We start from the raw sequence: 22,621 nt of genomic DNA on the forward strand, positions 1-22,621 counted from the left end.
GGACCGCCGGCCGCTCAGACGTTGAGCAGCAGGAACTCGCGTTCCCAGGGGCTGATCACCTGCATGAAGGTCTCGAACTCGCCCCGCTTGACGCCGGCATAGAGGCCGATGAACTCGGCGCTCAGCACCTCGGCCAGAGCCGGATCGGATTCGAGCAGCGACACGGCCTCCAGCAGGCCGCGCGGCAGGTCGATAGAGCCCTCGTTGGCGGTGTCCTCCGTCGGCGCGGTCGGCTCGAGCTTGTTCATGATGCCGAGCAGGCCGCAGCCGAGCGAGGCCGCGAGCGCGAGATAGGGGTTGGCGTCCGAGCCGGGAAGCCGGTTCTCGATGCGCCGCGCCGCGGCATCCGATACCGGCACGCGGAAGGCCGTCGTGCGGTTGTCGTAGCCCCAGGCATTGTTGACGGGCGCCGACATGTCGGGCGTCAGGCGCCGGTAGGAATTCACATAGGGCGCCATCATGACCAGCGTCTTCGGCACATAAGCCTGCATGCCGCCGATGAAGTGGAAGAATTCCTGCGAGGCCGATCCGTCCGGATTGGAGAAGACGTTCCGGCCGGTCTCGATCTCCACCACGGACTGATGGATGTGCATGGCCGAGCCCGCCTGTCCCTGCATGGGCTTGGCCATGAAGGTGGCGTAGATGCCGTGCTTCATCGCGGCTTCGCGGATCGTGCGCTTGAACAGGAACACCTGGTCGGCGAGCTCGACGGGATCGCCGTGGCGCAGGTTGATCTCGAGCTGCGCCGGGCCCTCCTCGTGGATCAGGGTATCGATCTCGAGCCCCTGCTTTTCCGAGAAGTGGTAGATGTCGTCGATCAGCTCGTCGAATTCGTTGATGCCCGCGATGGAATAGCCCTGGCCGCCCTGGATGGCGCGGCCGGAGCGGCCCTTCGGCGGATGCAGCGGATAGTCCGGGTCGTCGTTGACGGCGACGAGGTAGAACTCGATCTCCGGCGCCACCACCGGCTTCCAGCCGCGGTCGCTATACATCTTGACGACGTTTTTCAGCACGTTGCGCGGCGTGTAGGGCACGTTCTCGCCGGTCGAGCCGACGATGTCGCAGATGACCTGCGCGGTCGGATCGGTCTCCCACGGCACGACGGAAAGCGTCGAAAGATCCGGCACGAGCTTCAGGTCGCTGTCGCGCGGCTCGTAGCGGAAATTGCCGGTCTCCTCCGGATAGTCGCCGGAGATCGTGTGGCGGTAGAGCGCCGAGGGCAAGGCGAGCGAGGTGTTCGAGGTGAATTTCGACGACGGCATCATCTTGCCGCGCGGCACCCCTGCAAGGTCCGGCGTGATGCATTCGATGTCTTCGATGCCGCGGGCGCGAAGCCAGTCTGCGGCGTCCTTCCAGGTCTTTACCCCGCGCGGCACGCTGATGGCGGGAGGGATTTTAGAGGAGCGTGCGGCCTTTTCGATGGTGGGGGTAACGACTTTCTTTTTGGACGGCATGAGACACCGGGTTTGGTTGACGATGCGCCATCATAGCCGGAGTTTGACCCTTGGCTAGCTCCCCCCGGGGGGTAGAAAAGACGATTTTTCAGGAATTTGGGCGCTTTTCGCCGGTTGACTTTCGCTCGCGATGGCCGAAAGGAAGGCGAAACGGGGATCGGACACGTGGCGGAACGGCGAGACGTCGTCATCATCGGAGCGGGCGCGGCGGGCATGATGTGCGCCATCGAGGCGGGCCGGCGCGGTCGCCGCGTGCTGGTGCTCGACCATGTCCGCGCGCCCGGCGAGAAGATCCGCATTTCCGGCGGTGGCCGCTGCAACTTCACCAATCTCCATGCCGGACCGAAGAATTTCCTCTCGGCCAATCCGCATTTCTGCAAGTCGGCGCTCGCCCGCTACACGCCGCGCGATTTCCTCGACCTCGTCGAGCGCCACCGCATTCCCTGGCACGAAAAGACGCTCGGCCAGCTCTTCTGCGACAATTCGGCGAAGGACATCATCGCCATGCTGCTGGCGGAGATGAAGGCCGTTGGCGCGGACCTGCGTCTTTCCACGCCGATCGGTGCCGTCGAGCATGACGGTGCATCCTTCCGGGTCGTCACCGAGAACGGCACTATCGAGGCGGCTTCCGTGGTCGTCGCGACGGGCGGCAAGTCGATCCCCAAGATGGGCGCGACCGGCTTTGCCTACCGCATCGCCGAGCAGTTCGGCCTGCCGCTGGTGGAAACGCGCGCAGGCCTCGTCCCGCTGATGCTCGATCCGGCGACGCTCGCCGCCCATGAGGGCCTGCCCGGCGTGTCGGTGGAGGTCGTCGCCCGCCACGGGCGGACGGAGTTCCGCGAGGCGGCGCTCTTCACCCATCGCGGCCTCAGCGGCCCTGCCATCCTGCAGATCTCGTCTTACTGGCGGGAGGGCGAGGAGATTGCCCTGACGATCCGTCCCGACGTCGATTTCGCCACGATCGTCGCCGCCGCCCGGCGGCAGAACGGCCGGCAGGCGCTGCAGACCGTGCTGGCCGAGCACATGCCGAAGAAGCTGGCGCAGCTCCTCGTCACCGAGCTCGGCATCGACGGTCCGCTCGCCGAGCAGTCGGGAAAGCGTATCGAGGCGCTCGTCCAGCGCCTTCGCGACTGGCGCCTGCGCCCGCCGGCCTCGGAAGGCTACCGCACGGCGGAAGTCACCCTCGGCGGCGTCGATACCGCCGCGCTCGATTCGCGCAGCATGGCGGCCAAGGCGGTGCCGGGGCTCCATTTCGTCGGCGAGGCGGTGGACGTCACCGGCTGGCTCGGCGGCTACAATTTCCAATGGGCCTGGGCCTCGGGCTTTGCCGCGGGGCAGGTGGCCTGACGGGCATTTACCATCCTTTAAGGCCTTGCGGCGGATGCTGTCCAAGGTCGGCGTTTCCGGGCTTTCCAGCCTGACGGGCGGAAAGCGGGGACAACATGATGTGGGCCGGCTGGCCGGTTGATCCGGATTGCCTGTATCTCGTAACGGAGTGTCGCCGCATGCCCGCCAGAAACCGCCAAGCCCGCGCCCTCGCCATCGCCGCCACCGCCGGGGAGAGCCGTCGCCGGCTCGCCGCCGTCGGCATCAATTGCGCCCTCGCCGCCGGCCTCCTCGCCCTGCTCGCCATGCTGGCGTTCTGAGGGCAGCCGGTTGTCATAAATCGGTTTAAAAAGTGAGAGAATTTTAAAGATTGCCGCCGAATATCGCCGGATAGGGTTCCGGATGCCGCGTCGCCGTGAGGGTTGCCGCGCGGCTGGCAATGACTGCTCCCCCGGATGCGCGGCATTGCGGCCGCATGAAAGTCGGTAATCCGGCGTCCGAATCCTGGGGAGGCCCGAAAAGGGCAGGGGTGGAGCACGCCGACAACGGATGTTCCGCCATGTTCATTGATAAGATTCTCGCCCGCTTCAAGATCCAGACCAAGGTTCTTGTCTTCATCCTGCCATTCGTTCTCAGCATCTGCGCGGTCGGCTTCACCGGCCTTTATGCGTCCGGCCTGTTGCAGGGTCGCATGGAGATTTCCAACAGCGTCCTCCAGTCGCTGAGCGGCTTCAAGGACGTCTATGCCGGCATGAACCGCTTCCTGCGCGAGACCTCCGAGGAAAGCCGCGACGCCGTGCACGAGCGGCTGAACGCGCAGGGCGCCGTCCTGCAGGCGACGATGGATGCGCTGGCGCCCGACGCCGACAAGTCGCGCCTTATCGATGCGCAGGCCCAGACGAAGGATATCGAGGCCCGCATGGACGGCCTCTGGGCGCTCTATGTACAGGAAAACGACCTGCACGGTGCGATGGGCAACACCCTCAATGCTCTCGGCGCCGATCAGGTGAAGATCCTCGACGAGGCCACCAAGCTCCAGCGCTCCGTGCGGCAGAACGAGAATGCCGCCAAGAGCATGCTGCGCGAGGCCGAACGCCTGACCAATGCCAGCAAGTTCTTCGCCGATTTCCTCGCCGATTTCGGCAAGGGCGCAACCCCCGAGGAGCAGCTCAAGCTCGTCAAGGAACGCTATCCGCTCATTTCCAAGACCGAGCGCTCGATCACGACGATCCTGCCGAAGAGCCAGAAGGTCGTTTCCATCACCATCCGCAACACGATCGACGAGCTCGGCGGCTTCCTGTCGTCCTCCGATCCGGCGGCCGTCACCATTCCGGACATAGCGCGGCGCGTCAGCCGTTTCCGCCAGGTTGCCATCCAGCTCCAGGGCGCGGCCGGCGAGAAGATGCGCGAGGCGACCCGCCTCTTCACCGAGCTCGACGAGCCGATCATCAAGTCCGAGGCGATCCTCGCCGCCACGCGCAAGCTCGTCTCCACCATCGACGACATCAAGGTCGGTGCCGCGCGCTTCCTCGGCCAGACGTCGGACACCAACCGCGTCAAGCTGCTCGGCCATCTCGCCATCCTGCGCATCGACATGAAGGGCCTGCGCGGCAGCGCGAGCGGTCTTGAGTTCTTCGACACGGTCGACGAGAGCCTGTCGCCGATGCTCGAGCGGATGGAGGCCGACAGCGCCGCCCTCGTGAAGATCAGCACCGAGCGCGCTGCCGATTTCGAGGCCGCCGGCCAGTCGATCGACACGATCTGGAACCTCCTCAGCCAGTTCGCCGAGGAGCAGAAGACCAGCGCCGGCACCGAACGCGAGAAGGCCAACCAGGTCTCGGTGCTCGCGACCGTCGCGGGCGCGGCCATCGCCATCCTCGCCGGCATCGCGCTGGTGCTGACGCTGAAGGGGCCGATCGGCCAGATCACCGGCGCCATGCGCCGGCTTGCCGACGGCTTCCTCGACACCGGCATTTCCGGCGAAGGCCGCGCTGACGAGATCGGCGACATGGCCCGCGCGCTCGGCGTCTTCAAGGAGAACGCCCTGTCGAAGATCCGCATCGAGGAGGAGAGCGAGCAGCAGCGCGCCGCGGCGGAAGCCGAGCGCGCCCGCAACGATGCCGAAAAGCAGTCGCTCGACCGCGAGATCGACTTCGCCGTCAATGCCCTCGCCGCCGGTCTCGGCCGTCTTGCGCAGGGCGACCTGTCGCGCCAGATCGACACGCCCTTCAACGGCCGCCTCGAGCAGCTCCGCCAAGACTTCAACGTCTCGCTGGTCCGCCTTCAGGATACGCTCGGCCAGATCCGCACCAATGCGCTGTCGATCCAGCGCAGCGGCTCGGACATGCTGCAATCGGCCGATGCGCTCTCCAAGCGCACCGAATCGCAGGCCTCCTCGCTGGAGGAGACGGCGGCCGCCGTGGAGCAGATCACCGCCACCGTGCGTTCCTCCGCCGAGCGGGCGCATGAGGCGAACCTCGTCGTCGGCACGACGAAGCGCAGCGCCGACAGCTCCGCCGAGGTCGTCAGCAACGCGATCGCCGCCATGGGCCGCATCGAGGGCGCCTCGCGCCAGATCGAGCAGATCATCGAGGTGATCGACGATATCGCCTTCCAGACCAACCTCCTGGCGCTCAATGCCGGCATCGAGGCCGCCCGCGCCGGCGAGGCTGGCAAGGGCTTTGCGGTCGTCGCGCAGGAAGTGCGCGAGCTGGCCCAGCGTTCGGCCAGCGCCGCCCGCGAGATCAAGGGCCTCATCGAGAAGTCGACGAGCGAGGTCAGCGCAGGCGCGCATCTCGTGCAGGAGACCGGCTCCGTGCTCGCCTCGATCAGCCAGCAGATCGTCACCGTCAGCCAGCATGTGGACATGATGGCGACGGCAAGCCGCGACCAGGCGGCGGCGCTGCAGGAGGTCAATGGCTCCGTCAACCAGATGGACCAGATGACCCAGCAGAACGCCTCGATGGTCGACCTGACGACCGCCGCAAGCCGCAAGCTGGCGGGCGATGCCGACACGCTGATGATGCTGGTCGAGCAGTTCCGCCTGGAGGCGAACGAAGAGGTGCTGTACCGCGCGGCCTGATCACCGCCGCACAGGAAACGAACCCCCGGCGCGCAGGGAGCCCGCCGGGGGTTTTTGCTGCTTCACGGCTGGCAAGAGCGGCCTGTGACAAACCGAGGACGCATTCGCGGCTATCATCCGGCTGGTGTGAACCATCCAGGCCCTGAGGCAAACGCAATGTCAGGGCTTGCAACGGAGGCTGTCATGACCGGAACGAACACATTCGCCCTCGCTTTCGCCCTGATGCTCGGGACGGCGCTGCCTGCGCTGGCGGACCAGCCCGGCGCCGACTGGATGCCGCTCGAAGAGGTCGTCGGGAAATTGAAGGCCGCCGGCTACACGGCAATCCATCAGATCGAGGCCGACGACGGGCGTTGGGAAGGAGAGGGCATGAAGAACGGCACGCGAATGGAGTTCAGCGCGGATCCCCGCACCGGTGCTATCCTGACGGAGCACCCGGATAACTGACCGCCTCGCGCATTTCCAACGCGCGAGGCCATGAAGGCGACCGCCGATCTGCAAGGCGCTCGAAACGAAAAATCCCCGGCGCAGGGAACGCCGGGGATTTCCTTTCGACCGGATGTCTGCCTGTCAGCCGCGGCCCTGCGTCACGATGACCGGGATCAGCAGGTCGCCCCAGTTGCCCTCGCCGCCGTGGTGACGGGCGGAGCGGACGAGCTCCACCGAGACGCCGGCCTCGACCGCCTTCATGACGGACTGGTTGAGGCGGTGCAGGTCGTTGGCGACCATGCGGATCATGGCCTGCTGGTCGGGGGTCATGGCGGAAGCCTGTTCTTCGGCTCGTTCCTTGACGCGGGTCTGGACTGTCATGGCATTTCTCCTCTTGTAACGGGGTTCTTGAAAGTGAATTGAAAGGCTTATTCGGCGGCCGGGCGGAACTGCTCGTGCTCGGTCGATTCATGCATGGCGGTCGTCGAGGACTGGCCGCCGGTAATCGCCATCGAGACGGCGTCGAAATAGCCGGTGCCGACTTCGCGCTGGTGCTTGGTCGCGGTGTAGCCGTTGATCTCTGCGGCGAATTCCGCTTCCTGCAGTTCGGAGTAGGCGGCCATCTGGCGCTCCTTGTAGCCGCGGGCCAGCTCGAACATGCCGTAGTTGAGCTGGTGGAAGCCGGCGAGCGTGATGAACTGGAACTTGTAGCCCATCGCGCCGAGCTCGCGCTGGAACTTGGCGATGGTCGCGTCGTCGAGGTTCTTCTTCCAGTTGAACGAGGGTGAGCAATTGTAGGCGAGCAGCTTGCCGGGATGGGCCTTGTGCACCGCCTCGGCGAACCTGCGGGCCTGTTCGAGGTCCGGCTTGCCGGTCTCCATCCAGATCAGGTCGCAATGCGGGGCATAGGAGATGGCGCGGGCGATGCACGGCTCGATGCCGTTCTTGACGTTGTAGAAGCCTTCGACCGTGCGGCCCTTGTCCGTGTCGACGAAGGGCTGGTCGCGCTCGTCGATGTCGGAGGTCAGGAGTTTTGCCGCCTCGGCATCCGTGCGGGCGACGATCAGCGTCGGCACGCCCATGACGTCGGCGGCAAGGCGCGCGGCATCGAGGTTGCGGATATGCGCGGCGGTCGGGATGAGAACCTTGCCGCCGAGATGGCCGCACTTCTTTTCGGAGGCGAGCTGGTCCTCGAAGTGGACACCGGCGGCGCCTGCCTCGATGAAGGCCTTCATGATCTCGAAGGCGTTGAGCGGGCCGCCGAAGCCGGCCTCCGCGTCGGCGACGATGGGGGCGAACCAGGTGTCGACCGAAAGGCCGTTGCCTTCCGCCGTCTCGATCTGGTCGGCGCGCTGGAGGGTGCGGTTGATGCGCTTGGCCAGCTCCGGCGCGGCGTTCGCCGGATAGAGCGACTGGTCGGGATACATGGCCGAGGCGGTATTGGCGTCGGCGGCGACCTGCCAGCCGGAGAGATAGATCGCCTTCAGGCCGGCGCGGACCATCTGCATGGCCTGGTTGCCCGAGAGCGCGCCGAGCGCGTTGACGAAGTCTTCCTCGTGGATGAGCTTCCAAAGGCGGTTCGCGCCGTTCTCGGCCAGCGTATGGCGGATCTGGACCGAGCCGCGCAGCTTCTCGACCGTCTCGGCCGTATAGGGGCGTTCGACGCCGTCGAACCGGCCCTTCGGCGCGCTCGGGACGAGGTTGTAAAAATCGGTCATGATATCCTCCGGTATGATGTCTCTGGATCGGGATGTCGTTGTCTTGCTGTCCCGATTTCATGTGACAGTATTTACATCGCAGCGCACAATACGGCGAGGGAAAACCGGAAAATCAGCGGGATAATCGGGTAATGATGTCTTGTCTTTGACAAGGCGGCTCTGTAAAAAAGTAAAATCTGTAAAATTGACAGCGCGGCCGATCGTGTAAAGGATTTGACACATGGCGGAGAACAAGATCTTTGCCGGGCCGAAGGTCCGGCGCATCCGCAACGCGCTCGGCCTCACCCAGACGGCGATGGCGGAAGGCCTGTCGATCTCGCCGTCCTATCTCAACCTCATCGAGCGCAACCAGCGGCCGCTGACCGTGCAGCTCCTCCTGCGCCTTGCCTCCGTCTACAAGGTGGACCTGGACGAGTTGCAGGGCGAGAGTGCCGGCAATGCGCGCCAGCTTCGCGAGGTCTTCGCCGATCCGCTATTGGCCGGCGAGCTGCCGGGCGATCACGAGCTGGTGGAGATCGCCGATGCCGCGCCGAACGTGGCGAGCGGCATAATGAAGCTCTACCGTGCCTATCGCGAGCAGGCCGCGCGCCTGACCGACCTTGCCGACGTCCTCGCGCGCGAAGGTCATGCCACCACGCTGTCAGGCACGCTGCTGCCGATGGACGAGGTGCGCGAGAAGCTGGAAAGCCGCCCCAATTATTTCGGCGCCATCGACGAGGCGGCCGAGCGCTTCCATGCGGCACTGGCGCCGGGCGACGACCTCGCATCGGCGCTCAAGGGCTGGCTGCGCAAGGAGCATGGCGTCGTCGTGCGCCTCCTGCCGGTCCACACCATGCCGAACCTGCGCCGCCGCTTCGACCGGCACTCCATGCGGCTCTTCCTCTCCGAGCGCCTGTCGCCCTTCGACCAGCTGCGCGAGATCGCCATGGAGACGGTGCAGCTCGCCTTGCAGGACGAGATTTTTGCCGAGCTCGACCTGCTCGCCTTCACGACGGCGGAGGCCAAGCGCATCGCCCGCTTCGAGCTGGCGCGCTACGCCGCCCATGCGCTGATGATGCCCTACGAGGCTTTCCATTCCACGGCGCAGCGCGTGCGCTACGATATCGACGTGCTGCGCTCGCGCTTTTCCGTTTCCTACGAGCAGGCGGCCAACCGGCTCACCATGCTGCAGCGGCCGGGAAAGGCAGGTGTGCCCTTCTTCATGCTGGAGATCGACAATGCCGGTCACCGCTTCCGGCGGGCGGGTGCGCAGGGCTTTCCGCAGGCGCGCTTCGGCGGCGGCTGTCCCAAGCTCGGCGTCCATGCCGCCTTTTCCCAGCCCGGGCAGATCCTCGTCGACCGGGTGGAGATGCCGGACGGCGGCACGTTCCTGACGGTCTCGCGGACGCTGGAAGGGCCGCAGGCCGCCTTCGCCGAGCGGGTGCGCCGCACGGCGCTGCTGGTCGGCTGCGATGCCGCCCATGCAGAGGAGACCGTCTATGGCGAGGCGGCGGGGCGAGGGGACGCGATCGCGGTCGGCGCCGCCTGCCGGCTGTGCGAGCGGCAGGGCTGTCTTGCCCGTGCCGAGCCGCCGGTCACGCGCCCGCTCGGGCTGGACGAAATGGTCGCCGGCCTGAGCCTTTTCGACTTCCAGTAAATTTCCGCTTGATTTCCGCCAAGGATGCGGTTTGAAATATGATAGGAATGGGAACAATGTGATATAAAAATTCGCTCTATGTTTGCGTGAATGCAGCTTGTCGCCTCTCGAAAAACAACCATAATCGGCGACTGTTCTTCTACGAACTCATAGGCCCGTGAAAGAAACTGGGAGATAAATCAATGATAAGGCATACTCTTTGGGCGACGGCCGCGGCCGCGGCGTTTTTGGTTGCCGGCGGTGCGTTTGCACAGGAAAAAGTGGTCAACGTCTACAACTGGTCCGACTATATCGACAGTTCGATCATCGACGATTTCACCAAGGAAACCGGCATCAAGGTCGTCTACGACGTCTATGACTCGAACGAGATCCTCGAGACGAAGCTCCTGGCCGGCGGCACGGGCTACGACGTGGTCGTTCCGACCAACACCTTCCTCCAGCGCCAGATCGCTGCGGGCGTCTACCAGAAGCTCGACAAGTCCAAGCTGCCGAACCTCAAGAACATGTGGGACATGGTGGCCGAGCGCATGCAGCCGTTCGACCCGGGCAACGAATATTCCATCAACTACATGTGGGGCACGATCGGCATCGGCTTCAACAAGGCCAAGATCAAGGAAGCGCTCGGCACCGACGAGGTCGATAGCTGGAAGGCGGTCTTCGATCCGGAATATGCCGCCAAGCTCAAGGATTGCGGCATCAACTTCCTCGATTCGCCGACCGACATGATCCCGGTCGTGCTGGCCTATCTCGGCCTCAATCCCGACAGCCATGACCCGGCCGATATCGCCAAGGCCGAGGAAGCGCTGCTGAAGGTTCGCCCCTTCGTCCGCAAGTTCCATTCCTCGGAATTCATCAACGGCCTTGCCAACGGCGATATCTGCGCCGCGGTCGGCTGGTCCGGCGATATCTTCCAGGCGCGCGATCGCGCCGATGAGGCCAAGAACGGCGTGGAAGTCGGCTATGCCATCCCGAAGGAAGGCACGCAGATGTGGTTCGACCAGATGGCCATCCCCGCCGACGCGCCGCATGTCGAAGAGGCGCATGCCTTCCTCAACTACATCATGCGCCCGGAAGTCATCGCCAAGTCGACGGAATACGTCCACTACGCCAACGGCAACAAGGCCTCGCAGGCGCTGCTGCCGGAAGACATCATCAAGGACCCGACGATCTATCCGGATGACGAGACCCTGAAGAAGCTCTTCACCAACACGACGCTGGATTCCAAGACGCAGCGCGTGTTCACGCGAACCTGGACCAAGATCGTGACCGGCCAGTAACCGGCTCGATAAATTGCCCGGAACCGGTTTCCGGGCAATTTCATTTTGTTCGACGCAGTTCCCGCCGCAAGCCGCCGCTTCGTCTCGCCGGAACTGCCGGGAATGCCAGAAAAAGAGAGTTGGGGACAGGCAATGAAATCTCTCGGCAATATCCGTCGTTCCTTCGCGCCCTGGATGGATCCGGACGCAAAACCGTTCATCACCTTCCGAAACGTCACGAAGAAGTTCGGCGATTTCACTGCCGTCGACGACCTCACCCTCGATATCTATCACCGCGAGTTCTTCGCCCTGCTCGGGGCCTCGGGCTGTGGCAAGTCCACGCTCCTGCGCATGCTGGCCGGCTTCGAGCGGCCGACCTCCGGCGAGATCATCCTCGACGGCCAGGACATCGCCGGCATCCCGCCCTACAAGCGGCCGGTCAACATGATGTTCCAGTCCTACGCGCTCTTCCCGCACATGACGGTGGAGAGCAATATCGGCTTCGGCCTTAGGCAGGACGGCATGCCGAAGAACGAGATCGCCGAGCGCGTCGCCCAGATGCTCAAGCTGGTGAAGCTCGAGAAATTCGCCAAGCGCAAGCCGCACCAGCTTTCCGGCGGCCAGCGCCAGCGCGTGGCGCTCGCCCGCTCGCTCGCCAAGCGCCCGAAGGTGCTGCTGCTCGACGAGCCGCTCGGCGCGCTCGACAAGAAGCTGCGCGAGGAAACCCAGTTCGAGCTGATGGACCTGCAGCAGGAACTCGGCCTCACCTTCGTCGTCGTGACGCACGACCAGGAGGAGGCGATGACCATGGCCGACCGCATCGCGGTGATGAGCCACGGCAAGGTCATCCAGGTCGCCACCCCGGCGGAAATCTACGAGGCGCCGAATTCCCGCTTCGTGGCCGACTTCATCGGCGACGTGAACATCCTCGACGGCAAGGTCGCGGCCAGCGGCAACGGCAAGATCGAGCTGGCCGCCAACGAGGGCTTCACCATCCGCACCGCCGCCGCCAATGCGCCCACGCCCGGCAGCGCCGCCGGCTTCGCGATCCGCCCGGAAAAGCTGAAAGTGTCGCGCAATGCGCCCGCCGATGCCACGTTCAACGCGGCGCAGGGCGAGATCTGGGATATCGGCTATCTCGGCGACATGACCGTCTTCTACGTCAAGCTGGACAGCGGCAAGGTCGTGAAGGCCTCCATGCTGAATGCCCAGCGCGAGGTGGAAAATCCCATCGCCTATGACGAGAAGGTCTGGGTCTCCTTCGGCGAGACTGCCGGCGTCGTATTGAAGGATTGATGCGATGAACAAGCTCGGCTCCGCCATCTTCAGCCGCCTTGTCATCATCGTTCCCTATGCCTGGCTGCTGTTCTTCTTCCTCATCCCCTTCTTCATCGTCTTCCGCATCTCGCTCTCCACCACGGCGATCGCCCAGCCGCCCTACGTGCCGGTCTTCGCGCTGTCGGACGGCCTTTCCGGTCTCTGGGCAAAGCTCGGCGAGCTGCATTTCGACAATTTCGTCTGGCTGACGGAGGATGCGCTCTATTTCAACGCCTATCTGTCGAGCCTGTGGATCGCGGGGCTCTCGACCGCCATCACGCTGCTGATCGGCTATCCCATCGCCTATGGCATGGCGCAGGCGCCGCGCTCGCTGCGTCCGACGCTGCTCATGCTGGTGATCCTGCCCTTCTGGACGAGCTTCCTGATCCGCGTCTATGCCTGGATCGCCATCCTCAAGCCGGAAGGGCTGCTCAACCAGTTCCTCATCGGCACGGGCATCATCGACCAGCCGCTGGTCATCATGAACACCAACTGGGCGATCTATATCGGCATCGTCTATTCCTACCTGCCCTTCATGGTGCTGCCGCTCTATTCGGCGCTCGAGAAGATGGACAACACGCTGATCGAGGCCGCGCAGGATCTCGGCTGCTCGCAGATCTCCGCCTTCTGGAAGATTACCTTCCCGCTCTCCATTCCGGGCGTCGTGGCCGGTTGCATGCTCGTCTTCATCCCGGCCGTCGGCGAGTTCGTCATCCCCGACCTTCTCGGCGGGTCGCAGACGCTGATGATCGGCAAGACGCTGTGGAACGAATTCAACGCGAACCGCGACTGGCCGGTCTCCGCCGCCGTCGCGACCATCCTGCTCCTCATCCTGGTCGTGCCCATCGTGTTCTTCCAGAATGCGCAGGCCAAGGCCGAAGAGCAGGGGAGATAAGCCCATGAACAACTCCTGGTCCCGTTTCAACATCGTCTCGGTCGTTCTCGGCTTTACCTTCCTCTACCTGCCGATCGTGCTTCTGGTCATCTTCTCCTTCAACGAGTCCAAGCTCGTGACGGTCTGGGCCGGCTTCTCGACGAAATGGTACGTCTCGCTCTTCCATAACCAGGGCCTAATGGATGCGGCCTGGGTGACGGTCCGCGTGGGCCTGCTGGCGGCGAGCGTTGCGACCGTCCTCGGCACCATGGCGGCGCTGGCGCTGACGCGCTACACGCGCTTCCGCGGCCGCCTTCTCTTCTCGGGCATGGTCTATGCGCCGCTCGTCATGCCGGAGGTCATCACCGGCCTGTCGCTGCTCCTGCTCTTCGTCGCCATCGGCTTCGACCGCGGCTTCTGGACGGTGACGCTGGCGCATATCACCTTCTCCATGTGCTTCGTGACGGTGGTGGTGCAATCGCGCCTGCTTTCCTTCGACCGCTCGGTGGAGGAGGCGGCGCTCGATCTCGGCGCGACGCCCGTCAGGACCTTCTTCGAGGTGACGCTGCCGATCATCGCGCCCGCCGTGCTGTCCGGCTGGATGCTGGCCCTGACGCTCTCGCTCGACGACCTCGTCATCGCGAGCTTCACCTCGGGCCCGGGCGCGACGACCCTGCCGATGAAGATCTACAGCCAGGTGCGCCTCGGCGTGACGCCGGAAATCAACGCGGCCTGCACATTGCTCATCGGCCTCGTCGCCATCGGCGTCATCATCGCGTCGGTCATGACAAAGCGGCGCGAACTGCAGCGGGTGCGCGACGAACAGGCGGCCTTCGCCGGCCGTTGATGCGGCCGGATCACCGGCGGGGCTCTTGCCCCGTCAGGATCGCGATGGGCGAGATCACCGGCTCCGGCCAGGAGCCGCCGACAAAGAAGCTGATCGCCGGACTGGTCGGGGCGACGCCCTCCTGCGGGCGGTCGGCAAGGCTGCCGGCCAGCGCGAGGCTGCCGGTGCGGTAGGGGATCAGGCCCGAAAGCGTCAGCAGCCTGTCGGTTCCCTCGATTTCCGCCTTGGTGAGTTCGGCAAGCCCGCGATTGAGCTTCGCATCCATGTCCGCCCGCACGAAATCGAACGCGCCGTCGGCGACTTCCGACGTGCTGAAGAAGGTGTTCTGTGCCGCCCGCTGCTCGAAGGCCAGGCGGTTGAAATGGGTGAGGGTGCCCGGCCCCATGCGCAGCCGGAAACGGCCCGACATGTCGGAGACCGTCGTCGCCCAGAGCGGCAGGTCCGTCGAGAGCTCGAAATCCGCCGAGCCGATGCCGGTCGGCAGCGGGCCGGGGAGCGCGAGCGTGCTGACGATCGCGCCGATATCGACATTGCCGAGCGACATCTGCAACTGGCCGCCGCCGCGGAAGCCGCTTTCGGCGAGCACGATGCGCCCCGTCATGCGCCCGCCGAGAAACGCGCTGTCGCCGACATCAAAGGAGGCTCGGCCGTTCTCGACGCGCATCCCGGCGGCGAGATCCTGCAGCGAGAACGGCGCGAAGTCCGCGCTCTTTGCGGAAAGCCGCAGGTCCATGGCGAACTGGCGGATGAAGGCGGTGTCGATGCCCGGTGCATTCGGATCGGTGCCGGGAAGCGGCGAGAAGGCGGTGAGGAAGGCGCGCAGGTCCATCTTGTCGAAGGCGAGCGTGCCGGCCACCTTCGGCAGGCCGCCCGACGGCATGGCGATGTCGAGAACGCCTTTCGCCTCCGCGTTGTCGAGCGCCAGCTTGACGTTCTCGAGCCGTGCCGAAGTCCCCGAGCTGGTGACGTTCGCCTCGGCGCTCACCTGGCCGATATTGCCGACCGCCGGAATGTCCTTGCCCTGCCAGGCGAGCAGGCGGCTGAGCGACGGCGTCGAAAGCTGCATCGCGCCGGAGATATAGGCATTGCCGGAAAGATTGGCGGTGCCGTCGAAGCCGAATTTCGCCGGGTCGGCGGAAAGGCTGGTCTGGATCACGGCGTCCCGCCCGGCGAGAAGCGCGAGCGGGTGGCCGGTGGTGAAGGACCAATGGGTCATCTCGCCGTTGACGACGCCGGAAAGCGAAAGCTCCAGCTGCCGCCGGAGCGCGGGCCAGTCGATGCTGCCGTTGATGTCGGTGATGCGGTAGGGCTTCTCGCCCCGCGCGATGTCGAGCACGCCGTCGCGGATGGAGATCGTGCCGATGCGCTCGTCCTTAATGTCGGCGGGCTGGCCCTCCGGGGCCTTGGCGGTCGCGTCGATCGCCTGGATCAGCCAGCCGCTGTGGCGCCAGTTGAAGACGCCGTCGGCGCTCCATCCGGCATGAACGACGGGGCGCACGAGCTCGAAATCGCTGAAGCCCGTCTGGCCGCGCACGGCGCCGAGGAGGTCGAAGGTCGCCGAGACCTTCTCGACGGTCGCGAGTTCCCCGCCGGTGCCGTCCGCTTTCGTGCCGATGATGCGTACATTGCCGAGCGTCACGCGCGGATAGGGCCAGAAGGAAAATTCCGCTTTCCGGCCGACATGCACCGCAGCGCCGGTCCAGTTTTCCAGCGCCTGCTCGATGCCGCGCTCCACCGCCGCCGTCTGCACGAGGAAGGGGAAGGCGATGCGCCCCGCCGCGACGACGAGGAGAACCGCAAGGATGCCCCGCACCAGAAGCTTCGAACGGAGGAAACGGGATAGGGTCATGCGGGGCGCGGCTCCTCTGCCGGCAATCTCATCTCAAGCGAAACGGGGATAGGCGCTCGTGCGGAAGAAATCAAATGCCGCCATGGCGGAATTGCGTTCGACGACGGCGCGAACGGGCGTTCCCCGCTTTATAGTGCGACGCAACATGCTATACGAATGCCATGGAGTGGAGGACAGCATGACGTCAGAAATGCCCCTGTGGGAACCTTCGGCAGAAATCCTGGAAAAGAGCCCGATGGCGCTCTTCATGAAAGCCGCCGGCCGGCGGGCCGGGCGCGCCTTCGCCTCCTATGACGAACTGCACGACTGGTCCGTCGCGGACCGCGCCGGCTTCTGGAGCGCCGTCTGGGACGAATGCGGCGTCATCGGCGAGACCGGCGCGACGGCGCTCGAAAACGGCGAGCGCATGCTGGAGGCCCGCTTCTTCCCGGAGGGACGGCTGAACTTTGCCGAAAACCTCCTGCGGAAGACCGGCGCGGGTGACGCCATCGTCTTTCGCGGCGAGGACAAGGTCTCCTATCGCTGGTCCTGGGACGAACTCGGAGCCCGCGTCTCGAAGCTCCAGCAGGCCTTTGCCGCCATGGGCATCGGCGAAGGCGACCGTGTCGCGGCCATGATGCCGAACATGCCGGAGACCATCGCGCTGATGCTTGCCGCCGCCTCGCTCGGCGCGATCTGGTCCTCCTGTTCGCCCGATTTCGGCGAGCAGGGCGTGCTCGACCGCTTCGGCCAGATCGAGCCGAAGCTCTTCATCGCCTGCGACGCCTATTGGTATGCCGGAAAGCTGCAGGACGTGTCCGGGAAGGTGAAGGCCGTCGCGGCCAAGCTGGAGACGCCCGTCCTCGTGGTGCATTATGCCGGCGATGCCGAGGCGCTCGCCGCCGCGCTGCCGGACGGCCGCACGCTCGATGCGCTGATGGCGCCCTTTGAGGCGAAGCCTCTCGCCTTCGCACGGCTTCCGTTCCGTCATCCGCTCTACATCCTCTTTTCCTCCGGTACGACGGGCGTGCCGAAATGCATCGTGCATTCGGCCGGCGGCACGCTGTTGCAGCACCTGAAGGAACACAGCCTGCATTGCGGGCTCGTCGAGGACGACCGGCTGTTCTACTTCACCACCTGCGGCTGGATGATGTGGAACTGGCTGGTCTCCGGCCTTGCGGTCGGCGCGACGCTCTGCCTCTTCGACGGCTCGCCCTTCCATCCGGATGGCAACGTGCTGTTCGATTATGCCGAGGCGGAACGGTTCGCCGTCTTCGGCACCTCCGCCAAATATATCGATGCGGTGCGCAAGGGCGGCTTCACGCCGGTGACGACGCACGATCTTTCGAACCTGCGCCTTCTGACCTCCACCGGCTCGCCGCTGTCGCCGGAAGGCTTTTCCTTCGTCTACGAGGGCATCAAGCCGGATGTGCAGCTCGCCTCGATTTCCGGCGGTACGGATATCGTCTCCTGCTTCGTGCTCGGCATTCCCTTGAAGCCGGTCTGGCGCGGCGAGATCCAGGGCCCCGGCCTCGGCCTTGCCATGGACGTCTGGAACGAGGACGGCCATCCGGTGCGCGAGGAGAAGGGCGAGCTCGTCTGCACCAGGGCCTTTCCCTCCATGCCCGTGATGTTCTGGAACGATCCGGACGGCGCGAAATACCGCGCCGCCTATTTCGAGCGCTTCGACAATGTCTGGTGCCACGGCGACTTCGCCGAATGGACGAGCCATGGTGGCATCATCATCCATGGCCGTTCCGACGCCACGCTCAATCCCGGTGGCGTGCGCATCGGCACGGCCGAGATCTACAACCAGGTCGAACAGCTCGAGGAGATCGCTGAAGCCCTCTGTATCGGCCAGGACTGGGACGACGACGTGCGCGTCGTGCTCTTCGTGCGCCTTGCGCCCGGTATCGTGCTGGACGAGGCGCTGGAAAAGAAGATCAGGACGAAGATCCGCACCGGCGCGTCGCCCCGCCATGTGCCGGCAAGGATCATCGCGGTCGCCGACATTCCCCGCACCAAGTCGGGCAAGATCGTCGAGCTTGCCGTGCGCGAGGTGGTGCACGGGCGTCCGGTCAAGAACAAGGAGGCGCTCGCCAATCCGGAAGCGCTGGCACTTTTCGCCGACCTGCCGGCGCTGAGATCCTGAGCGTCGCGGTTTAACGGTTTCAGGTCCGCCGCGTTAACCAAGTTTTCGGACAGGTGAACGAAACCTTTGTGCCGAAACCGGCCAGGTAAGCATTTGTTAAGTCGGTATGACGCAAGGTCGTGCCAACTTGAGCATGCCCGATGAGAGGGCTTTCCGGTCGTATCCGACTCCGGTGGCATGAAGCCGTTGACCCTGGCTTTTGTTGGACAGCATTCAAACTATCGGGGCGGCTTCTGCCGCCCTCTTTTTTATCCTTTATTCGCCCGCCTCAGTCCGCCAGCACGCGCGGGGAGGGGAAGACCACCTCGACCAGCGTGCCTTCGTTCGGCGTGGAGCTGATCGCGAAATTCGCCCGGTTGGCGTCGACCATCGCCTTCGTCAGCGGCAGGCCGAGGCCGGTGCCGTCGCCGCGCTTGCGCGCGCCCGTCGTCACCTGGCGGAAGGGCTTCATCGCCTGCTCCAGCTCGCTGCGCGTCATGCCGACGCCGGTATCGCGGATGCGCAGCACCACGCTGCCATTCGCCTCATAGGCGGTGGAGACGACGATCTGCCCGCCGGACGGCGTGAAGCGGATGGCGTTCGACAGGATGTTGAGCGCGATCTGCTTGATCGAGCGCAGGTCCGCCACGATCTGCGGCACATTGGTCGAAAGCGAGGTGCGGATGATGACGCGCTGGGCGTTCGCCTGCGGCTGCACCAGCGAGACGGCTTCCGAGATCGTCTCGTTGAGGCCGACGGCGGTGAATTCCAGCTCCATTTCGCCCGCCTCGATCTTGGAGATGTCGAGCAGGTCGTTGACGATGTCGAGCACGTGGCGGCCGGACCGGCCGATATCGTTGGCATATTCGATGTAGCGCGGATGGCCGATCGGCCCGAAGCGCTCCGTCGCCATCATGTCGGAAAAGCCGATGATGGCATTGAGCGGCGTGCGGATCTCGTGGCTGACGCGGGCGAGGAAATCGCTTTTGTGGGCGTTCGCCGTCTCAGCCGCGCGCTTGGCGTTGCGAAGCTCCTCCTCCGTGCGCTTCCACTGGGTGATGTCGCGGATGACCGCGCAATAGCCGGCGGAAGAGGAAAGGCGCCCCATGGTCATGAAGAGGGGAATGAAGCCGCCGCCCGCCTCGCGGCCTATGACCTCGCGCCCGTCGTTGAGCACGCTCGCGACGCCGTGGCCGGAAAGGCCGGCGAGATAGTCGAGCACCGCCTTCTGGCTTTCATGGGCGAAGAGCATGGCGAAGGGACGGCCGCGCGTCTCGTCCTCGTCATAGTTGAAGAGGGCGCTCGCGGAGCGGTTCATGGAGCGGATGTCGCCGTCCTGGCCGACGACGACGACGCCGTCGGTGGCGGTTTCGAGAATGGAGCGCAGCTCGCTGACCTCGATGCGCAGCGCCGCGGCGGCGGCCTGGTCGGCGGGCCGTTCTTCGGATTCGGCCGGGACGGGGGCGGTGTCGACCAGCTTGAGGGCCGGCTTTTCCTGCACCGGCGTCAGCGCCAGCATGAGCGCCGTGCCGTCTTCCCAGCGGATCGACTGGAGTCGGGCGCGCACCGCGCTGGAGCTCTCGCCGTCGGCATGGCGGAGCGCCATGGTGCCCCCGCTCTCCTCGGCTTCCTCGTCGGGACCGGCCAGCAGGATGTCGAGCCCGCCGGAGGCTTCGAGGTCCTTCAGGTCTGAATAGCCCGTCAGGCGGAAGAATTCCGGGTTGGCATGGATGAGCCGGTCGCCGACATGGACGAGCAGCGCCACCGGCAGCGCATCGACGACGGGGCCGGTCAGCCCATAGTCCATCTGGCGGCGCGAGGGGGCAAAGCCCGTGCGCTCGCCGGCAGGCTCTTCATGCAGCATGTCGTCGGCATGGGGGCCGACTTCGAGGCCGGGCATTTCCGCCGCGGCTTCGCCGGTGGCGGTGGTCGCCGCATCGTCCGCATCATCGCCGGCTGCCTTGTCGGTATTGTCCGCCGTTTCCTCCGCCGGGCGATCTTCGGGTTTGCGCTTGCCGAAGGTCTCGCCGAGCTGGCGGGCGATCTCGCGGAATGCCGCCTGCTCGCCGGTGGAAAGGCCATCGAACAGCCCGCCGCGATTGCGTCGGGTCTCGAGCTGCACGACCTTGTCGGAATGCCGGCGGGCGAGCGTCTCGACGAGGCGCAGCGCAGGCCGTTCGCCCCGGAACGCGTCTTCCTCGTCGCCGTCGGGCGCGGGGGCCGCTTCCGCATCCACGCCTTCGGCTTCGGACTGTTCCGTCTCGACGGTCGTCGCTTCTTCGTGATCCGTGGAGGTTGCTTCCTCCGGCAGAATGGCATCGTCGCTGCCCGCATCCGCCGTTTCCGGCGGCATCTCGTCCGCGTCCTGCGCCGCCGTCTCCAGCAGGGCGCCGGTCTCCTCGGCGAAGGCCTCTTCCACCAGCGCTTCCCCGGCCGGCTCGGCATCGCCCAGCGTCAGGCCGCGGGCATGCGGGTCCTCGGCGGCATCGGCGATGCGCACGATGCCGAAGCCGCGGAAGCCGTCGAATTCGCGGTTGCGGGAATAGGTGGGCAGGGCGGCGAGGTCGACGGGAACGACGAGGCTCGTGCCTTCGACCGGCCACTGGATCGTCTTGCCCGACCAGGTGTCGCGGCGGCGCAGGAGATCGCCGATCTTTCCGTCCGGGTCGAGATCGAAGCGGCCGGCGACATCGCTGAAGCGTTCCCCGGAAATCGCGGCGGCATGCGGCCCTACGGCGGCGGCGAACTCTTCCGAAATCTCGCTGAACCGGCCCTCGGCATCGATCTTCCAGACGAAACGGATCGGACGGCCCTGCGGGTTGAAGACGAAACCGGTCTTCTCCACCGTCTCGCTCACGGGGGCAGGGGACTCGACGGCATCGGTGGCCGTAATCTCGGTGGGGGCCTCGACGTTATCGTCGTCGTCGGCTTCTTCGGCGGCAATCTCTTCCGCCTCTTCCGCCGGGGCATCCTCGATGGGAGCCTCTTCGTCGTTCGAAACAGGCTCGGGAGTTTCCGATACCGCCGCAGCGGTCTCCCCGGCAGCGGCGGGCGTCTCCTCGACGGCCGGCTCCGCTTCGGCCTGCTGGACAGGCTCGTCCTCCTCCGGGTCGAGATGGCCCAGAATGGTCTCGACGGCGAAAAGCAGGTGCAGGGCGGGGTCGTTGGAAATCTTGCCGATGGCGGCGGGCAGATGCCCGCGGCCGGTGGAGACGGGACGCTTGACGAGGTGTTCGGCGCTGCGGCCGGCGGCCTCCACGAGGGCAAGGCGGGTCTGCTGGCTGATGGCCAGCCGGTCGAAGCCGTCCGAGGCGGCGACGACGGCGCCCTCGCCGTCGAGCACGGCCATGTGCGTGTCGGGATCGTCGAAGCCGGCGAGCATCGCGGTGGCTGCGTCCGCGCCGCCCTGGCTGCCGGCGACGGGCACGCTGAACAGGATGGCATCGTCGCCGCGGCGGATGGTGATCGCCTCGACCGTCGCATGGACCGGCACGCTGCGGAAGCCGCTGCCGATGCGCATCAGGAAGCTGCGCCGCTCGCCCGGCGCCTGTACCTGCCGCGCGGTCGCGGCGAGCTGGCGGAAGGCGACGTCGGTGCGGTCCGGGCCGGTATCGAGGAAATCGTAGATATTGTCCTGGCCGAAGAGGGCGGCGCCCCGGCCGTTCGACCAGAGCACCCGCGCCATGTCCTTGGAAAACAGCACGACCGCCTCGCCCCGGGCAAAGGGCAGGCGCACCCGTTCATGGACGGCGACGTCGATAAAGGGATACTGTTTCGCGGACATGTTCAGGCCTGCATCTTGCTCCGGCACCCCGGTCTTCGATTAACGCTTTATTAATAGCGGCGCACAGGCGGAGGGTCCAGCGCCGGACCCGCTGAGCCCCGGGCTTTCGGGCGGAAAGGTTAACGGCGCGCCGGATTTATTGTGCATCGCACAAAAATGTTGCAATGCGAAAAGAAATCGCCTATATGGAGGCCATCCAAGAACACGGCGCCTCTAGAGAGGGCCAAACCAAGGAGCGCAGACAATGGCTACCAAGAAGACCGACGACGTATTCTCCATCGCTTCCATCGACCCGGCCAAGCTTTCCGAGAGCTTCCGCGAATTCGCCGAGAAGGGCGCCTCGCAGACCAAGGAAGCCTATGCCAAGATGAAGGAAGCCGCCGAGGACGCAACGAAGACCGTCGAAGCGACGCTCGAAAGCGCGCAGGCCGGCTCCGTCGAACTCGGCCTCAAGGCCATCGAAGCGCTCCGCACCAATGCCGAAAGCTCGCTTTCCCACATGGAAGCCCTGCTCGGCGTGAAGTCCGTTTCCGAACTTTTCGAACTGCAGACCGCCTTCCTGCGCAAGCAGGCCGAAGTTGTCGTCGAGCAGGCCAAGTCCCTCCAGGAAACCTCCAAGAAGGTTGCCGAGAAGGTCGCCGCTCCCGGCAAGTCGGCCGCCGAAAAGGCCATGAAGTCCTTCAAGTCGGTCTGAACCGCTACAGGATAAGGGTTCCGACCCTGTAATCGAGTGGCCGGGCGATTGCCCAGCCATTTTCGTTTGTGGAGCGTGCAGAAAACGCTTGAAAAAAGGTGCGGCTGCCCGTATGTGACCCACCAAGCGCGCTGGACGCGCCTTGTTGTGCGGTTGTAGCTCAGTTGGTTAGAGCGCAGGTTTGTGGCACCTGAGGTCGTAGGTTCGATTCCCACCAACCGTACCACTCTTCTCCTCCATATTTG

The 22,621-nt window shown here is 65.2% G+C and carries 16 protein-coding genes and 1 tRNA gene; 12 read left to right on the top strand and 5 right to left on the bottom strand.

Annotation, left to right across the window (positions count from 1 at the left end):
• Positions 1 to 14: 14 nt before the first annotated feature.
• Positions 15 to 1,454 (bottom strand): glutamine synthetase family protein, encoded by a 1,440-nt coding sequence (locus tag ACZ48C_RS02590; RefSeq protein ID WP_119257734.1) that lies wholly within the window; start codon positions 1,452 to 1,454, stop codon positions 15 to 17.
• Between the two features lie 165 nt (positions 1,455 to 1,619).
• On the opposite strand from ACZ48C_RS02590, the gene ACZ48C_RS02595 reads away from it, so the two are divergent.
• The 4 genes from ACZ48C_RS02595 (at position 1,620) to ACZ48C_RS02610 (ending at position 6,309) form a co-directional block, all read left to right on the top strand.
• Complete coding sequence (locus ACZ48C_RS02595; RefSeq protein ID WP_464782094.1) at positions 1,620 to 2,801, top strand: BaiN/RdsA family NAD(P)/FAD-dependent oxidoreductase; 1,182 nt, start codon at positions 1,620 to 1,622, stop codon at positions 2,799 to 2,801.
• A gap of 158 nt (positions 2,802 to 2,959) precedes the next feature.
• Complete coding sequence (locus ACZ48C_RS02600) at positions 2,960 to 3,100, top strand: hypothetical protein (RefSeq protein WP_162911444.1); 141 nt, start codon at positions 2,960 to 2,962, stop codon at positions 3,098 to 3,100.
• 239 nt (positions 3,101 to 3,339) lie between these two features.
• Positions 3,340 to 5,862, top strand: coding sequence for a methyl-accepting chemotaxis protein (locus tag ACZ48C_RS02605; RefSeq protein ID WP_464782095.1), 2,523 nt, complete (start codon positions 3,340 to 3,342; stop codon positions 5,860 to 5,862).
• Positions 5,863 to 6,045: 183 nt separating this feature from the next.
• Positions 6,046 to 6,309 carry a PepSY domain-containing protein gene (locus ACZ48C_RS02610; RefSeq protein ID WP_464782096.1) on the top strand — a complete coding sequence of 88 codons (264 nt, stop codon included), beginning with the start codon at positions 6,046 to 6,048 and terminating at the stop codon, positions 6,307 to 6,309.
• A 123-nt stretch (positions 6,310 to 6,432) separates the two neighbouring features.
• On the opposite strand, the gene ACZ48C_RS02615 is transcribed toward ACZ48C_RS02610, so the two are convergent.
• Positions 6,433 to 6,672 carry an SMc00767 family acetate metabolism repressor gene (locus ACZ48C_RS02615; protein WP_023516665.1) on the bottom strand — a complete coding sequence of 80 codons (240 nt, stop codon included), beginning with the start codon at positions 6,670 to 6,672 and terminating at the stop codon, positions 6,433 to 6,435.
• A 47-nt stretch (positions 6,673 to 6,719) separates the two neighbouring features.
• On the bottom strand, positions 6,720 to 8,009 hold the full coding sequence (gene aceA, locus ACZ48C_RS02620) for an isocitrate lyase (protein ID WP_318911013.1): 1,290 nt from the start codon (positions 8,007 to 8,009) through the stop codon (positions 6,720 to 6,722).
• Between the two features lie 220 nt (positions 8,010 to 8,229).
• Here aceA and ACZ48C_RS02625 point away from each other — a divergent pair, with 220 nt between their 5' ends.
• The 5 genes from ACZ48C_RS02625 (at position 8,230) to ACZ48C_RS02645 (ending at position 13,939) form a co-directional block, all read left to right on the top strand.
• The gene (locus tag ACZ48C_RS02625; RefSeq protein WP_464782097.1) at positions 8,230 to 9,645 is read left to right on the top strand and encodes a helix-turn-helix domain-containing protein; all 1,416 of its coding nucleotides are present in this window, start codon (positions 8,230 to 8,232) and stop codon (positions 9,643 to 9,645) included.
• A gap of 167 nt (positions 9,646 to 9,812) precedes the next feature.
• Positions 9,813 to 10,922, top strand: a complete 1,110-nt coding sequence (locus ACZ48C_RS02630; RefSeq protein WP_413251133.1) for a polyamine ABC transporter substrate-binding protein — start codon at positions 9,813 to 9,815, stop codon at positions 10,920 to 10,922.
• A gap of 132 nt (positions 10,923 to 11,054) precedes the next feature.
• On the top strand, positions 11,055 to 12,197 hold the full coding sequence (locus tag ACZ48C_RS02635) for an ABC transporter ATP-binding protein (RefSeq protein ID WP_318911017.1): 1,143 nt from the start codon (positions 11,055 to 11,057) through the stop codon (positions 12,195 to 12,197).
• A gap of 4 nt (positions 12,198 to 12,201) precedes the next feature.
• Positions 12,202 to 13,113 carry an ABC transporter permease subunit gene (locus tag ACZ48C_RS02640; protein ID WP_119257742.1) on the top strand — a complete coding sequence of 304 codons (912 nt, stop codon included), beginning with the start codon at positions 12,202 to 12,204 and terminating at the stop codon, positions 13,111 to 13,113.
• A 4-nt stretch (positions 13,114 to 13,117) separates the two neighbouring features.
• Positions 13,118 to 13,939 carry an ABC transporter permease gene (locus tag ACZ48C_RS02645; RefSeq protein ID WP_318911020.1) on the top strand — a complete coding sequence of 274 codons (822 nt, stop codon included), beginning with the start codon at positions 13,118 to 13,120 and terminating at the stop codon, positions 13,937 to 13,939.
• Positions 13,940 to 13,949: 10 nt separating this feature from the next.
• Here ACZ48C_RS02645 and ACZ48C_RS02650 read toward each other — a convergent pair whose 3' ends face one another.
• The gene (locus ACZ48C_RS02650) at positions 13,950 to 15,788 is read right to left on the bottom strand and encodes an AsmA family protein (protein ID WP_464782098.1); all 1,839 of its coding nucleotides are present in this window, start codon (positions 15,786 to 15,788) and stop codon (positions 13,950 to 13,952) included.
• A 178-nt stretch (positions 15,789 to 15,966) separates the two neighbouring features.
• Here ACZ48C_RS02650 and ACZ48C_RS02655 point away from each other — a divergent pair, with 178 nt between their 5' ends.
• Positions 15,967 to 17,919: an acetoacetate--CoA ligase gene (locus tag ACZ48C_RS02655; RefSeq protein ID WP_464782099.1), complete on the top strand. Its 1,953-nt coding sequence runs from the start codon at positions 15,967 to 15,969 to the stop codon at positions 17,917 to 17,919.
• 268 nt (positions 17,920 to 18,187) lie between these two features.
• Here the strand turns inward: ACZ48C_RS02655 and ACZ48C_RS02660 are convergent, their stop codons facing one another.
• Positions 18,188 to 21,682: an ATP-binding protein gene (locus tag ACZ48C_RS02660; RefSeq protein WP_464782100.1), complete on the bottom strand. Its 3,495-nt coding sequence runs from the start codon at positions 21,680 to 21,682 to the stop codon at positions 18,188 to 18,190.
• Positions 21,683 to 21,926: 244 nt separating this feature from the next.
• Here ACZ48C_RS02660 and ACZ48C_RS02665 point away from each other — a divergent pair, with 244 nt between their 5' ends.
• Together ACZ48C_RS02665 and ACZ48C_RS02670 are read left to right on the top strand one after the other, a co-directional pair.
• Positions 21,927 to 22,376 carry a phasin gene (locus ACZ48C_RS02665; RefSeq protein WP_119257747.1) on the top strand — a complete coding sequence of 150 codons (450 nt, stop codon included), beginning with the start codon at positions 21,927 to 21,929 and terminating at the stop codon, positions 22,374 to 22,376.
• 149 nt (positions 22,377 to 22,525) lie between these two features.
• Positions 22,526 to 22,602: transfer RNA gene (locus tag ACZ48C_RS02670), tRNA-His, on the top strand.
• The last annotated feature ends 19 nt before the right edge of the window (positions 22,603 to 22,621 follow it).

The sequence above is a fragment of the Shinella sp. 1A1 genome, from assembly GCF_055379515.1.